This is a genomic window from Mesorhizobium sp. M0145, from assembly GCF_040322355.1.
Taxonomy (GTDB): domain Bacteria; phylum Pseudomonadota; class Alphaproteobacteria; order Rhizobiales; family Rhizobiaceae; genus Mesorhizobium.
The window spans coordinates 39,562-55,885 of the sequence record NZ_JAMYTK010000008.1 but is presented as its reverse complement, the minus strand read 5'-3'; the positions used below and the strand labels follow the sequence as shown (position 1 = coordinate 55,885).

The following is a 16,324-nucleotide window of genomic DNA, read 5'->3' as shown; positions in this document are numbered from 1 at the left end:
TCACCCGCCATCTTGAGCGGCGATGGCGGACACGACCGCTTCGATATCCTCGTCCGACAGAAACGGCGCCTGGGCAAAGACGATTGAGGGCTCGCCGCTCAATCGGGCCGCCAAGTGACCGAGGCCGAGCAAGTTTTCGGCGCCCTTCATGCCTAAGGCGATCTCCGAAGTCCCCACGCTCGCGACCTTAAGAATGAGTCGGTTGCCAAGATTGTCCCGCAGTTGGACCGGCATGACGCCGGCATCAGGTCGCTGCGCGGCAAAGACGAGGTGGATGCCCGCGGCCCGCGCTTTCACCCCGAGCCTCGAGACGATCGAGGTGACGGCGCCCTTGTACTCCTCGGTGAGCATCCATTCGGCGAACTCGTCATGGACGAGGAACTTCATCGGTAGGCGTGCCACGGGCGCGGCCTTGATGTTGAAAGAGCGAATGTCACGAGATCCGTTCTCCCTGAAAAGTTCGTACCGTCGATCCATCTCGACGACGAGCCCCTCCATCGTTTCGATGGCCGTCGCTTGATCGATGACGATCCCGCCCTTCACGTGCGGCAGCCGTTCGATGGCAGAATAATCGACGCCCATCTTGGGATCGATCAAGTGGATGTGGACGAGTGCGCTCGAGTTGGTCGCCGCAATGTCGAGGATCAGTGCCTGGATCAGAACCGATTTGCCACTGCCAGTGGCACCTGCGATGAGCGTGTGCGGGTCGTGCTGAGATCCACCGGCAAATGGCCCTCCCAGATTCAGATACAGTATTTCGCCGTCCAGCTCGCGCAGGCCGAGCAGGAAGCTCGTGTTGAGCCCCGCCGCATTGCGGTTCAGTACGCGCCGCGCCCAAAGGTCCCACATCGAAACGATCTGACGTTTCGGCCTTGCCACACCCACCACGATCTCACCGGGCAGCGGGGAGACAGAGATCAGACGCAGCCCGTGCGTCGTCAGAAGAGCCGACTGCTTTGCCTCAATGTCCTCAACGCGAAGCCGATCGCTGCCGACGAACCTCACCAAGGCAGCATTGGGCGTCAACCGCACACCGGCAATCTTGGCTTGCAGGTTGTAACCCATGAGTGCGGTCCGGAGCTGACTTGCCGTGGCCTGAAGCCATTGGTCGTCCTCGCTAGCCACCGCTTGAATCTGCCCAGCCCGCCGGGACACCAATGCAGCGAAGCTCTCTGCGCTGCCCGATGCCGCGACGCCCACAGGCTCATGTCCGGTTTCGTGCACAGAAGTGGATGAAACCTCCGAAGGATATTCGACTTCGTGGACAACGGCATCGGCGACGGCGGCAGGGGCAGCATCACCGTCCCTCGGCCGAGTCGGAGGGGGCGAGGGCGGTGCAGGCGGTGGGCTTGGATTGGGAGGGCTGTCGCCCGGTGCTGGCCCAGATTCTTTTGCCGGAATGTCCTTCGAGGTCCACCGCACGCGTGGTGCGGGCGCGCGGAATTCGGATTTCTCCCATGGCCTACGATCGCCCAGAGAGCTCCTGATCCCGATTAGCGGACCGGATGCCTCATAGGCCTTGATCAACTGCCGGAGGCCCTCTCGAGTGTAGACTTCTTGCACACCCCGGACCTCGTTAACCTCGTCTTGGTCGCCAGGAGAGCCTCCTGCTTCGGCCGGGCCGGATACGAAAACGTGGGAGTAGCCCTTGAGGTCAATTTCGACCGTGCCGTTTCGGATGCCGTTCCTTACGTCCTCCAGGGAAAAGCCCGAGCCCAACGCCGAGGGTTCATCGAGCAGGATATCTGCGAGACGAGAAAGCCAGAGGTCACGATCAAGCCGTCCAGGATCGCCAAATAATGCGTCCTCCATCCGCCGCATGGTTTGGCGCAGCTGTTGGCTCGAATGGCGTTTCGCTTCGGCCAGGCCGTTCGCTTCCACATACTTTGCTTCGGTCACGACGGCGCGGAGTCTCGGCCTTCCGTCGAGGCCGGGATCCACGCTTAGGGCGAGAATGTCGGCGATCCCCTCTTCTCTCTGACCCAGCCACTGCGCATAGTCATCGAGGAGGAACCAGGACGCCGGACGCTTGGGAAGTTCCTCAGCGACAAGTGCTCGGCTGAGAACGAGCCCAATCAGCTCGCCCGCCGACACTCCACGCTTGGCAGCGCGCAAGATTATGTCCCCGGAAATCGCCGAAGCGTCAGCGATCATCCGATCCGCAAGCGCGGCGACACGATCGTCGGCAAGTCCAAGGCTGAGCTGATCTAAGCGGCGACGGACCAGCACCGGTAGAACGCGCAGGTCGGCCGTCGAGGACACCACCATGTTGCGTCCGTGCGTCCGTTCGCGGCGATATCGGATCACCTTGATCCCTTGCGCCGCGAGCTGGCGCTTGTCGAGAAGGTCGTCATAGGTCGCGACCCACTCGGCCAACCCGTGAACGTCTTTGAACATGGCTTCGAGGCCATGGTCTTGCAGCGAGATTTGCCGGGCGGGCAGATAGTGCTCATTGGCGCGATGCGACTGCTTGCGGATCACGCCCGCCAATGTATCGAGATAAGACCAGCCAACACGAGGCTGGCGCGGCGACACCAGATAGCTGGTTGCCGTGAGCTGTTCCTCGCCCACGACCCTGCGATACGACCAGCGCGGCGGGACGTGATCAAGAATCGAGGGGTCGGTGTCGTTATTGCGCGATACGGAGAACCACGACTCCCGGGCCTGCCTCGACACCACATCATGGAGGAACGCCACATCGACGCTGCGTTCATCAGGCGCACGCCGCCCGGTGCTGCCTTCGAGCATCACACCGATCCTGAGCTTGGACATGAAGTTGAGCGACGTTTCACTCACGACGATGGCGTCGGGGTCGCTGCCCGATTGATCCAGCAGATCGGTATAGACTCGGTTGAGCTTCGAACGGTCTCGATGGCGCACCAGGACATTGCAGTGAACTTCTTCCTCGTGCACTGACCCCAATGCGTTGACGGTGGCCAACGGCAGACCGGCAGTATCGCAGTTGTAGAGCATGATGCTGAGGTTAGCGCGCTCGTGCGGCTGCAGATCGAGATAGCGGCCGATGAGTCCATGGATCTCTCGCGCGGCCTCCGCCGGATCGACATCTGTAGATGCTTCCGAGGGATCCCGAACTGGCCGTTCCATCAGGCTGTAGTCGTTGTGTGTGCTCGTCTCCGTGAGCAGAACGGCTTCGCCTCCGGTAAAGCCGGGTACCGCCTCGGGGTAGTAGGGGTGGGCGAGCTCGGACCGCAGATCGGCAAAGAACAGCCTCTGGTCTCCAAAGTTGATCTCCTCGGCTTTCAGGAGGTGATCAACCAATCCGCAGACGGCGCGCATCTTGACCGTTGTCGCGGCCATGCGCATGGGATGCCAAGGGGCGACGATCGCGGCTGGTGCCGCGCCGGCAATCTGCACGGCGCCGATCTTGAGGACCGGCTCCCACAGGTCTCGACGGTTCAGGTCGCCAGGGGCGGAGCTTCGAAGTTGATCGAGAAGGGCGCCATAAAGATCGGCTTGGTCAAGTTGCGGTGCCCCGCCCATACCATTGCACCGCCAGTCCTCAATAGCTGCCGTATAGCCCGTGGCGAAAGCGGTCCACGATTCTCCAAGGTCCGCTCCGGCGGGGGGCGATAGTCGCCCCGCGAGCACTGCGGCCTTGATGGCCCTGGGAAACGCCTTGCCCAAGTCCTCGACATTGGTCGAACGCGGAACTAGGGAGCCCGCATTCTGACGGAAGGAGGGCTGTAGCGTACCCACGTCGCTGAGGGACACCGACTGCATAGCGCCCTTCTTGCTGACCAGCATGCGCGACACTTCGGTTATGCCGAACGGGTTCTTCTCAAGTCGCCCCAGATCGTCGGGCAGGGCCAGGCCGATGGCATTGGGCTCGCCGCGCCAGATCAACTGCACGACGTTCTTCTCGGCGGTCGGGCCGTTCCCCACAATCAGAGTCAGGTCGAACTTGACCTGGATATTCGCGCGTGAAGTCGAGACGGTTTCACGGAACTTCCGGCTCTTGCTCGCCGCTTCGAGCAAGGCCTCGAACTCAAAAATATGCGGTGTGTCCCAGCTCACTGCGTCGGGGAGCAGGTTTTTCAGAGCCTTATATTTGAGACTGAAGGCGCGCGCGACGTCGACATTCATGTCGAGCCACTGCGTCTTTGTCCGGCGTGAGGATCGGATATCGATCCGGCGGGGTACCTTGAAGTTGCCAAGCTGCGCGAAGAGGCGCTCGATGCTGCGGACTAACCCGTCCAAGAAGTCAATGCATTCGATCGGACGTCCGTAGACGAATTTCTCCCATTTGGCCCGGAGCTGCCGATTGGCGGCCAAGTCTTCCCGATGCCCTTCGAAAAACTCGCGGTCGTCCTCTCTTGCCTCCTTGAGGGACCTGCCCTTGAGATCGTTGAGGTACGCTTTGTCGGCATCGCTCAGCCGATCGGGACGCTCGTAGTCGAAAAACTGAACGGTCTCCTCGGGAAGCTTCAGCTTTTTCAGCCTGAGGCCCGAAAAGACGAGGAGGACGTTATCCTGCTCCCATTCGAGTTCGGCGAGCCTTTCGGTTTCCTCGCGCCACCCTGCCGGTGATGCGATGAATGCCTCAATGGTTGGATGCAGTTCTGCTGCGATCTCGTCGCGAACCGTCTCGAACTGGTCGCGTAGCTCCTCGGCTTCGATCAGCTGGCGATTAGGCCGCTGTTTGGAGAGCAACGGTCTTCGGTCGGCAATAAGCTTATCGTAGAGCCGCCGCCACCGGCTTTGCTGCTGAAGGTCCTTGGGCCGTTGCGAACGAAAGTATCCGGTGTCCCTTGGGAGTTGGAGCGCCGGCAGCGCCCAGCCGAGTGCATCTGCGACCGGCAGCGACATACCCTCGATGGCATCGCACGTCATGGCGACGTAGTTGCTGAGCTGCGCAAGCGGCCACTCATCGACGCTCGATAGCGCCTTGAGGGCCACCTGCCATGCATCGACATGCTCTTGCGGTAGTCCGAGACCATCGGCGGCCGGCAGCACCCAGAACGCCGCACCGTCCTTGAGCTCCTTGGCGCCGATCAGGGTCACATCGTGAAGTGAAGCGCCCTGATCGTCGTCGGTGTTCGCGATGAGTAGCGCCGGGCGGTCGCACTCGGCGTGCCGCCACGCGACAGTCCGCTCATCGGTGATTACGGTTTCGGGGAGCCCCTGACCGTCCACCAAAGCGCGCGGAACGGCGATCTTGACGCGCGACTGTATCGAGGGATCCGAGACCAGTTGCCTGACGATCGCGGCGACCTGCGGTCCCGTGAGGCGATCCAGCATGAAACGGGCGGTGCCGCTGTCGGGGCCTAGGCCCTGCAGCCGCTCCTCGAGCGCTGCTGCGCCGGCGGTTCCGATGAGATCGAGCGCGTTCATGCCCTCACCTCGCGACGGAACGGGTTCTCGACATAAGCTGCTGAGTCCGAAAGGCGGTTGAGCAGGCCGAGGCTTATCAGCCGCTCCTCCAATCGGCGAGCGTTGTCGGAAAAATCTTCCTGGTCAGCTTTGCCGGCACCAATGATACTCGACGCTTGCTGGTCCCCGACAACGAAGCCATAGCGGATGTAGAGTTCAGCCAGAAAGTCTTTGAACTCCATCCGTTCCCTGACGCAACACACGACCAATGTCTTCAGCAGTCGATCTGTGGGTGCGTACCGCACGCGTCGACTGGAGCGGCGGGAGCTCAGCCCGATCTGCCGCGCCCAGGTGGCGTGGACCTTGCCGACGTGCTGGCCGTGTCGCCCTTTCGCCCGGCTGACGAGCTCCTCGATGAGATCCTGGGGATTGCTCATCCCGGTCGGAAGTTCGTCCGGGTCCGGCCAGTCGTACTGGCGAGCCAAAACCTCCGCCGCACTGAGGACGGCATCATCGGACGCCACGGCCACCTGCCAATCGTGGGAGGTTTGGGCGTCGCGGACATACTTTTCTATAGCCAGACCTGGCAGCGCGTTGTTCGCCTGAAAGGAGTCCGCCGCAAGGTCGCGAACAACCGTCTTTCGTGGAGAGACGATCTCGCAGACCATTGTGATGGGAATAGAGTCGAGGAGTTCACGCGCGCGGTCGAGCTGGTATCGAACGAGGTTGAGGCCCGTGATGGTGACGATATGGGGCAGGGCATCGAAGACCGATATCGGGCTGTCCAGAATGGCAATCCAGTCGTCCGCGAGTTGATCGAAGATGGGGTGAGTGGAACACGGGAGGTAGGAGCCCGGCCGCTCGTTTTCAGCGAGCTGCGGATCTCCCTGCAGCGCCGCAACCAATCGGTCGTAGACGGTGGGCTGATCAAACAGCTTTCCAACCAGCCGTTCCTTGAGGTCAGCGGCTCGCTTTGACCGGCAGAGCATCAGATAGAGAATTTCGCCTGTACGGGCGAAAAAGCGTCGGTCGGTCGACACGCCGGACGCCGTCACGGCCGCGTCCTCGTACAGCGCGCTCGGCCCGAAGGGGAAAACGAACTTCGAACTCCAGCGCTTATTGCTGGCCCCTTCTATGGCGGAGGACTGCAAGAACCCAACCACGGATGCAAAATCGTCGAAGGAATCGAATCGGGCGCGCAGATAGCTGAAATCGCGGCTCTCAAGACCCCCCGCGTTCTGCTTCATCAGTTCCAACCATTTGGTCCAGGCTGCCTCGTCGGAAAGACGCTCCGCGCCGATGGTCAAAAGGTAGGGGTTGTTGAAGATGAGGTTGCGCAAACGAAGCTGGGTCTGTGGCCGGTAGGTGAGAGTGTTGAACTCATCCTCCGCCAATGCGCGGCCAGCGAGCTCCTCCGATCTCAGCACCCCAAGAAATTCGAGAAGGATCAGCCAGGGCGTCTGCTCGTCATGCAGGCGATGGCCCCAGATCGCTTCGTCGATCCAGAACGCCGGTCCAGTGCGATCTTCACGAGAGATCGGCCGCTTCAGAAATTCCATCGCTAGAGCCTCACCGTAACGCTACGCGACGACGCTCTACCGTCAGGATTGAGGTCGATGAACTTGAGGACGATGCCATCGCTGCGATCGTCACCGTCGAGCAAGCGCCGCCTTTCGAGGGCGCTCAGGAGCCTTGCCTTGAAGGCAAGCAAGTCCTCATGGCACTCGAGCGAAAAGCTCGTCGGAAGCGCGCCCTCGGCCACGCGACCCAAGAACTCAAATCGAGTGGTGGAGAGTTGGAGCGTGACCGCTGGCGGGTCGTCGCGCGCGAGCCTTACCACCAGGGTCATGCCCCCCGCGTTGTCGCTAAGGAGCGAGACTTCCTCGCCACCCCGGCGGGCCACCGAGACGAATTCCTCCAACAGAGGACTTGTTCTCGATTGCGATTGGCTTCCCGAACTCGCCAGAACCAGTTCGTCCTGATTCTGGATGAGCATGCCAGTAAACACGCGATTGAGTCCGCGCATAATCATTGGCATCACCTGCCGAGGCAGCGGCCGTTTCTCGGCCAAGGCGCGAGCGGTCTCTAGATAGAGACCCGCATAGCGAAAGACAGTCAGGTCCCACAGATCGAGGGTTTCCGATAGCTCATCGGAAATAGTGAAGAAGAGTCGTTGACGTTGGCCGCGGAGCAGGCCGAGAAAGCGCGCAACCGCGCTCGGATCGTCGCCCTCTAGATAGGACTGTTGCGCGCGCTTATAGGCCGGCGTCTCGCCATAGACCTGATCCGACTGCACCAGGGCCCGATAAGTCTCGACCAGCGTGGGATCATCGGCCCCATACACCAGCATGTTGTCGACTTTGTTGCTCGTCTCGGAGCCGATCCCGAACAGATTGAGTTTTCGAAAGGGCTCGGTCCTCTCCGCCCGGCTCGGCCTCAGGTTGACGCCGAACACGTTGCGATAGGGGCTAGCCCGTTCCGCCGTTCCTACAGCCGCAAGGTCCGCGACGTCGGTGCACGCCATCAGTCCGTCCCTCGCCTCGGGGTGGCCAAGGATGATGTTGGTCACGAGCGAGAGCACCTGCCGAATAGTGAAGTGCCCGCCATTCTGTTCGCTCGCCTCGACAAGATTGCCGAGCCGGTGCCTGAAGAGGCCGTTGTCGTTAGTCCCCATCAACCGTTCGCGGTTCTCACGGATGGGGCACGTCCCTTCGCCCAAAGCGGGACAGTCCGAGCAGCCGTCCCATCCCGGGTGCTGTGTGACCGCGTCGATGACCTGATCGATCATCACCGCGGCAGCTGACCGGCTAAGATCCCTCAGATCGAGCTTGATGGCCGCGTTCCCACTGCGGCCAGCCACCAGCAGGTTCTCCACGACCTCGACAAGTGCGGTTGTTGTCTTGTCACCGCCGGCGGTCTTCAGCTTCTCGAGCAGCTGTCCATGATTAGCCGCCATCAAATAGACCCGTGGGGAATTCGGGTCTGCGACGTCCCATGCCATCTGCTCGATCAGCGGCTTGCTCTCATCGGATCGAAGTTCGCTCAGATCCTTGACCACGATGAGTTGCCGAGATCCCAGGCTGAGCCGCTGGATCTTCTCCCCACCGTTCCAGGCTTCGACTGTGCCCCCAAGCTCAAGCCATACGCGCCGGCAGTGATACGTCTTTCCATCGCCTGCCGTGCCCGTCAGGATGATCGACTGGGGATCCTCCGACTTGAAGTTCTCGATGAGCCATTCGAGGTACTGAGCGGGCAGCTCGATAGGTTGCATTTTCGAGCGGACCAGGGCCCGTTGAATGGTCTCATCGTACATATTGTCGTTGGTGGGAATCGGGCCGTAGTTCCGAAGGAACCGGATCCAATGGTTAGTTGGCATGCACGCACCCCCCCACGACTGCCGTCCAGCGCTGACGACCGTCCTGGAATTCCAGCGCAGCCCCATGAAAATCAGTCAGCTGCAGACTATTGTAGAACTCGCGAAACGCAACAATACAACATGGCATTTTTGATGCGACAGTCTGGATGCGGCTGCTCACGGCGTAGCTGGGCTGTGGCCACCCGTCGGGGATCAGGCTGCGCCAAAATGCCGGGTCGTTAGACCGTAGGGACTGTCTTCTGAGATAGACGTCCTCCATCGCCGATCGGCATAGTGTAGGTTTCGTAGAAATAAGTCCGCGGGCTCCTTCCCGAGCTGCTCCAGATTCGCAGACAACTGCACATCTTCTGTGGGCCTCGTGACCCGTCGGAGGATCAGATGTTGGATCAGCAAGAGCACAACCCGTGTTATCGCGTAGAACCTATAGCAAGGAGCCACGGATTCGACCGGTAACATGTCTCCCCCATGAACGATATGATTGCGGAAAATGCGTACGAGCTCTGCGGCCGCGGAAGCGCCCGTCAGTCCATATTTTGTCTCGATGTCCTCTATCTCCGGCTTCAACGTCAAAACGCGGCTGCAAATCTTGTGTGCAAGTTTGTAACTAACTTCCAATCCAGTGATTTTTGATGCTTCAACCGCCTCTGCGTGCAAAATACGTCGGGCCCTGACAGGGAGCTTGTCTTTCGCGAATTGCCCGTTGGCGGAGATCTCGATAGCCGCCTCGTATGCTGCCCAAGCAAAGTTGAACATGATGAGCGCCGCCGTGTACTTTGAGGCAAGCTCTCTCTCTTCGTCCTCTCGCTCTGCAACTGGCTCGCAATAAAATGACGAATCGTCGTCATTGGCGTAAGCCGGGTCAGTGGATAAATTCTCTAGGCCGCCAGCCATTCGAAGGGCGTATATAACGCCCGGCCATGGGTCGTCGTGACTGGAGAAATCCGGAAACCTGCCATCCACCCCGAGTGCTATCAGCGCTCGAAAGAGGGCGGCTCCATGCGCTCGAAGCGGAAGTAAATCGTACGTCCAACAATCGGTCCGGCCACACCCGCATCGAACATAGCGATTAGCAGGATCCGTAGCTCGATACGTCTCTTGGCCAATTTCACGACCCAGTCGTAAAGCCTCCTCGGATCGGATGCGCTCCAGAAAGTTGGCACCTTCTTCGTCCACGGCTACTCCGTTTCACAGGCGTTTCTATTAAGCCCAGCAAGAGTTGTTAGCCGCAACCCTTCATAAGTTCGCATTGTGTTCTATTGGGTGAGCGTCCGCAACTATCCAGATTGCGGGTTAGCCATCGCAATCCGAAGTCGTGAACCCGGCCATCGCCGGGCTTCACGAGCGGCGACGGCTCGATCCCATAAGCGCGGCCTTGACTGTCATAGGAACTGTGATAGTCGAGTCCTTAACTGTAGCTGAGATGATTAGCTAAATCAGCAGGTTAAGGTGTCTGCCGCTATGAGGGCGCGAGTCCTCTTCTGGGCACCATCACCTTCCTCAGGTGTTGGTATAGCTGAAAAGCTAGCAGAATTATGTGGTTAGGCTACCCGAGTGCTACACACGGGTGTTACACATGGTCCTTGCAATGAGCCGTCCTGTCAAACATCGTAAGACCGGCGTTTACTGGTTCCGCAAGCGGGTACCAGCAGACATTGCCGTGTTGACCGGCCGCAAAGAAGTCAACAAGACGCTCGGAACGAAGGATCCCGAAGAGGCCAAGCGAAAATACGCAGAGGTCCTTGCGGAATATGAACGCGAGTGGGCGCAGCTTCGGCTCGGAAATCATTTGGTCAATGGAAGCAGTTTGGGTCGTCCTGCTGCTGCCGGTGCGGATGCGCTCACACCGCGCCTGATCACAGACCGGGAGGCACACCTTTTAGCCTCGGCCGTGCAGGATGAGTGGCTTGCAAAATTCTACGACAATCCAAGTGAACAGCTCCACTGGCACCCCGAGCTGTACGAGGGCATGTGGAAGAACTACCCGTTGTCATCAACCGATCCAGTTGCTGGAGTTGAGGGCATCGCTGATCCCATCCCGGGGACAATGCCAATCGAGAATATCTTTTGGAAATCGATGCGGGCCGGATGCATCAGCAGGGCGAAGGACATCCTGACCGAAAATGGTTTCTGCGATGATCCTTGGAGCATTCACAAAACTTCGCGTGCAGTGGGGGCTGCCCTGCAGAAAGCCAGCTTGACGCTGCAAAGGCTTGAACGCGGCGAGTTTGAGCCGGGAGAGGAGCCCGGGTGGCTTCATCGTTCGGCAAATGCTCAGCCAACTGACGGTCGGTCGCCTAAGACGGCGGCTGTAAAGGAGAGCTCGAACGCAGCGACTTTGACTGGGCTCGTGGACGGCTGGTGGAAGGAGAGCAAAGCAGCAGGCAGAAAACCGAGCACCTATGAAAGCTACAGAGACGCTTTTGCCTATCTTGCTCGGTTTCTCAAACACAACGATGCATCAAAGGTTGCGGCCAAGGATGTCATTGCCTTCAAAGATCACCGACTGAGCACACCGTCGCCGAAAACCGGGAAGATGGTTTCCGCCAAGACGGTTAAAGATAGCAATCTCTCGGCTCTGAAAGTCGTCTTCGGCTGGGGCGTCGCCAACGGACTCGTTGATCATAACCCGGCTGCCGGTGTGACCTTGAAGGTAGGAAAACCCGCTCGTCATAGATCGAAGGGCCTTTCAGATGACGAGGCCAAAACCATCCTTTCAGGCGCGCTATCTCATCGGCGAGGGCAGGAAAATCCGAAGACATTTGCGGCGAAGCGTTGGATACCATGGTTGTGTGCATTTACCGGAGCTCGCGTGGGCGAACTGGCCCAGTTGCGAAAGCAGGATGTATCTTTGCGCGGCGACGTCTGGGTAATTCGCATCACTCCTGAAGCCGGAACCGTCAAAACCAATGAAGCCCGCGAGGTACCCCTTCATCAGCAGGTGATCGACCTTGGTTTCCCTGCTTTTGTAAAAGAGGCCGCAAGCGGCCACCTTTTTCTGAATGTCGACCCGTCGGAAAATGTTCGGGGGGCTTTGCGCGGCTTAAAAAACCGGCTCGCTGAGTTCGGACGCACCTTTGTGTCAGATCCGAACGTTGCGCCCAACCACGGCTGGCGTCATCGGTTCAAAACAATTGGAATGGAAGCCGGTATCCCTCCCCGCATTCTGGATGCAATCCAAGGTCAGGCAGCTCGGACGGTTGCCGACACTTACGGCGAGGTCACACTCAAGACCATGGCCGCGGAGATCGCGAAATTGAGCATCTATTCGCTCGATGCGCCCAACGATTTCTCGAGTGCGCCCCGACTGCCCACTTAATCGCTTGTGGAAATCAAGTGACTTCAATGCGATGGACAAGCGCCTAACCGTGTATCTGGGCGATCATTGCCCGTATACCAGCAGCTACTAGCCTTACCGACGTGGACACGCTCGACCGCGAACTACGAAGGTTGATCGCATTTGCAAGCCCGGGTTTGCGGATCAGAGAAGCACGGCCTCAGGCAGAGGCAACAAGGCTTTACACAATACGGGTTTCGACAATTAACTAGAGCCACGAGCGGCAGGGAAATGGTGGAAGACTGGCGGATTTTGGAAGCCTCCAGCGATCCGCTCGTCAAAGCCGTGGCGGGTAGCCAGCCGGGCCAGTCGATTTTGTCCCGGCACCTATCGGCAGCTACATTCCCCAAGATCGCATCTGGCTTGCTCGAGCGCTTCGTCAGCCTCGCAGGCTGGCATGCTAGGCCCGGCAGGTCGGCACCTCATTTGTCAAACGCCTTTTAGGCCGTTACATCGAATGCGGGGTTGTGTCGGGGAAGATCAATGGAAACTGCCAAGACGTTCGGGAAATGGCTCTCAGTTAATTGGGAGCGGGGGCTATTCGTCATCGCCGGGCTAACCCTGCTCGGGTCGAGCATATATTTGGTCTATACCGATAAAGTCACGGAAGCAGCAGTCGTCTTCGGTCTTGGCTTCCTCAGCTTCATCTATGCTAATGTTGCCCGGTTCAAGCGGTTCAAAGGGCTGGGCTTTGAAGCTGAACTTTGGGAAGACAAGCAAAAAGAGGCCGCCGACCTCATTGAACGTCTGCGCGAGGTGGTTTCGATCTACACTCGGGAAGTCATACTTGGGAAAGTCACAGCCGGAAGATGGGGGACCAAGACCGATTGGCAAAGCCATTGGAAGCTCTATGATGACCTTGTCACCCAGCATGAAGTTCTTGGCCAGAAGATAGATTTTTCGGGCGTTAAAAAGGTGATGGACGACTACTTCCTCTTTGATATGTCCACACCCGAGATTTCGAAGGTTCGTGAAGCCATTCGGAACGGAAAGGCCAAGGCCAAACAGAAGATGGACGAGGAGTTCGGGAGCCCAATCCGAGACGCCGATGGTTACGGCAAAAGGCTGGCGGAGTATCGCAATATACCAGAGCCGCTAGGCGACCCCTTTCAGTTTTCGACCCGCAATGACTTGGCAGGCAATACGTTGAAGATATGGGAGGAAGCGCAGGATCGTTTGAAACGAGGTTTTGAAGTGGCGGTGCAAGTCGATCCGACGGTCATTGAACGCCTCGAAGCGCTTTCAAAGCTTTATCACTCCCGTCCGGTAAATGTGACCGAGGAACTGATTGCGTGGGGTATGCTCACCAGCAATGCGGCGGGAGCAGTTCTCTAGGCGGAAGTTGGGTCGGGTGAATTGAGAACATCCATCAGCGCATTTTGCCACGTGCTTTGAAGCTCCCTCTCAGAGCACTGGATACGCTCAAACCCCGAGCGTTTCGCCGCCAGAAGCACGAATACTCGCTGTTCCATGTCGTAGGCACCGGACGCAGTTTTCCACTTCTGCTGTAAGGCCACCGACCAGCATTCCGCGCCGATCTCCATGGGAATATGCTGATTGATCGAAGCCAAGCGATCCTGCACATCGCTCGTGTGGCCAACCTTGAACATATTCCGCTTTCCATAGCGCAGCGCGTAAGTCCAACTGGTTTCCTGTGCGCTGCGCGTGACGTTGTAAGTCGCGTCGGTTGGTCTGGGGCCAGTGGTCGGACGGAAGAACTGGTTCAGGCGACGCATCTTCGCCAATGCCGGAAGAGCGGGAAGCTGCACTTCCTCTGACACAAGAGCCAGAACGCTATCGGTATCCGAGGCATCGAGTTGCACGACCCCCGGAGTAGCCAACATGGGAAGTTGCTTGGACAGCACGTCTGTTAAAAACGGCGCTGGAGTGAACCGCCATGCCTTGACCAGCGGCACGGCGTAGGGAAAGCGGAAACGGCCATCGGCAGCGAAATCGCGTGGGTCAAGGTCTTGACGATCAATGAGGTCGAGCGTGCGAAGGGGTTCAAAACCGATCTCCCCCATACCAAGCAAGCGCCCTCGGTTTTCTTCGTCGGTCCGCGCTGTCTGTGTGCCGACAAAAACGAGGCGGTCTCCGCGATCTGCCAGTCGCAACAGTCGTTGCTGATGACCTTCCATCGTAAACGTCGCAAGCGGTATGCGCCCGAAGCTCGTTCCCCAAACTCTGGTTGCGAAAAGTCTCATCGCCATTCTTTACGCGAAATAGGTTTCTAACCTCTGATACACCTCACATATCGGAGCCTACCAAGCCCCTCTTCCTTCCGTCAGAAACCGGAACGGCTGGCGGATTTTGGAAGCTCTTGGCAGCGCCGAAATCAACCTCATGGTGAGTAGCTGGGGCAATGTCCCGATCTTTGTCCTTGCCCCACTTGGCGCAGCTACAGTCCGAGCAAAGCAGGAAGCCCGACAAGGCGGCTCGGTTCGTCCGCATTCTCTGCGAACGCTTCAAGGTATTTCAAACAAGTCTTAGTAGGTTGAAATCGAAAGGTCGTCGCGGCTACGCGCCGCCCGATGTCTAAGGTGTTTTGGAGAAAGCCCTGAACGTCGCGTCAAACCAGTGGCAGATCGTCCGAAATCAGGTCTTGGAGCGCGACGGCTATCGTTGCGTGTCGTGTGGTGTTGCGTTGCGCTCGGCGGACACAGACATTCATCACCTGCTTCCCCGATCCATGGGCGGCACTGACGAAATGTCGAATTTGGTCTCGCTATGCGACGGCTGTCACGCGCGCCACCATCCAACCTTGGCTGGCGGGTTGGCGCGGCGCGCAATGGAGAGGTGGGCCGTGCGGTTGGCGCGATGGCTCGACCGCGTAGGCATCGTCAACGAGGCAACCGGAAACTTCGGTCCCGCCTTGCGCCTGTTCGGCTTGGAGCGTTTTCGGCATGGCCAATTGCCAATCGTCCTCGCGGCGCTGTCGGGGAAGTCCGTGCTGGTTGTCAGCCCCACCGGCTCCGGTAAGACCCTCTGCTTTCAGCTCCCGGCGTTACTGAGAAACGGAGTGACGCTAGTCGTTTCGCCCCTCAAGACCCTGATGTCCGAGCAGGTGTCAGACCTTCTCGGCAAAAAAATACCGGCGACCTTCATCAATAGCGATTTGAGCCGGGAAGAAAAGGAGAGGCGGTTCGCACTCCTTGCGCGCAGTGCGATCAAACTCCTTTACATTGCGCCGGAACGATTTTTCGTACGCAGCGAGGACGAGCGCAGCCGTCTGAAGCGCAGTCAGCCGTCGTTTCTGATCGTGGATGAAGCCCACTGTGTTGATAGGTGGGGTGAGGATTTTCGCCCTGAATATGGGCGGTTGCGGGAGGTGCGGGAGAAGCTCGGCGCTCCTCCGGTCTTGGCATTCACAGCTACCGCAGGGAAGGAAATGCAAGATCGGATTCTCGCGTCGCTTGGAATTCCGGATGCAAAAGTGTTCGTCCGCGACGTGGATAGGCCAAACATTGCTATGCTGCGACGGCATTGCCGATCTGAACAGCGGGCGCAGGAAATAGCATCCATGCTGGCGCTGCCTCAGTTGAAGGCGCAGAAGGCGATGATTTTCGTCCCTACGGTAAAAGTGGGTGACGAACTGCGGACTGCTCTATCGGCGATGGGGTTGGACATCCCATTCTATCATTCCAAACTGGGAACTGCATGGGAGCGGCAGGAACTCGTGAAGCGCTTCTTGGGGCAGAGCCGCCCAGTGGTCGATCAGATTGTCTGCACCAACGCCTTTGGCATGGGCCTCGACGTTCCTAACGTGCGGCTGGTGGTGCACTGGCAACAATCAGCATCTATTGAAGACCTGTTGCAGGAGTTTGGCCGCGCTGGAAGAGATGGGAAGCCGTCTGTCTCGGTCATGTTCCACGACGGTAAGGGCCGACGTGATACGGGACGCCTGAAATTCATGGCGGAGATGACTGTCTCGAATGCGCCGGGGGATGAACACCGAAGAGCGGTCATGCTGGAGCAGCGGACCCAGAACATCGGTCAAGTGGCCGCAATGCTCCGCTCGACTTCCTGTTTTCGAAAGTCGATCAGCAACTATTTCGGCGATAGCGAGGAACGGCACAAATTGAGCCTTGCAGTGCGAATCCTTGAATGGGTTTTTGCAACTCGTGCGCCGAGAACCCACCACACCGCTTGCTGCGATAGCTGCGACGCCGCAACAATCAAAAAACACGGCGCGATTGCTTATGTTGCACGGGTCATGGGAGGTGACTTCCCGCGTTTAGGGCGAAAATGACCGATTTGATTGTGCTCAGAAGGGGGGCCTTCAT

Annotated in this window: 7 protein-coding genes; 3 read left to right on the top strand and 4 right to left on the bottom strand. The window is 58.8% G+C overall.

Annotated features, from left to right (window positions below; all coding sequences use genetic code 11):
- Genes NKJ28_RS14515 through NKJ28_RS14505 form a run of 3 tightly spaced genes read right to left on the bottom strand, consistent with a single transcriptional unit; the run spans position 1 to position 8,707 of the window.
- Positions 1-5,352, bottom strand: coding sequence for an FtsK/SpoIIIE domain-containing protein (locus NKJ28_RS14515; protein ID WP_352636172.1), 5,352 nt, complete (start codon positions 5,350-5,352; stop codon positions 1-3).
- Positions 5,349-6,890, bottom strand: coding sequence for a hypothetical protein (locus NKJ28_RS14510; protein WP_352636170.1), 1,542 nt, complete (start codon positions 6,888-6,890; stop codon positions 5,349-5,351). Before NKJ28_RS14510 ends, NKJ28_RS14515 begins: the two co-directional genes overlap by 4 nt.
- Before the next feature lie 2 nt (positions 6,891-6,892).
- Positions 6,893-8,707, bottom strand: coding sequence for a hypothetical protein (locus tag NKJ28_RS14505; RefSeq protein ID WP_352636168.1), 1,815 nt, complete (start codon positions 8,705-8,707; stop codon positions 6,893-6,895).
- A gap of 1,573 nt (positions 8,708-10,280) precedes the next feature.
- On the opposite strand from NKJ28_RS14505, the gene NKJ28_RS14500 reads away from it, so the two are divergent.
- Entirely contained in the window at positions 10,281-12,023 is a 1,743-nt protein-coding gene (locus tag NKJ28_RS14500; RefSeq protein WP_352636166.1) for a DUF6538 domain-containing protein, read from the top strand.
- Positions 12,024-12,524: 501 nt separating this feature from the next.
- Positions 12,525-13,376, top strand: coding sequence for a hypothetical protein (locus tag NKJ28_RS14495; RefSeq protein WP_352636164.1), 852 nt, complete (start codon positions 12,525-12,527; stop codon positions 13,374-13,376).
- Here NKJ28_RS14495 and NKJ28_RS14490 read toward each other — a convergent pair.
- Positions 13,373-14,245 (bottom strand): hypothetical protein, encoded by an 873-nt coding sequence (locus NKJ28_RS14490; protein ID WP_352636162.1) that lies wholly within the window; start codon positions 14,243-14,245, stop codon positions 13,373-13,375. The genes NKJ28_RS14495 and NKJ28_RS14490 overlap by 4 nt on opposite strands.
- A gap of 341 nt (positions 14,246-14,586) precedes the next feature.
- Between NKJ28_RS14490 and NKJ28_RS14485 the strand changes: the two genes are divergently transcribed.
- Complete coding sequence (locus NKJ28_RS14485; RefSeq protein WP_352636160.1) at positions 14,587-16,290, top strand: RecQ family ATP-dependent DNA helicase; 1,704 nt, start codon at positions 14,587-14,589, stop codon at positions 16,288-16,290.
- Positions 16,291-16,324 lie beyond the last annotated feature (34 nt).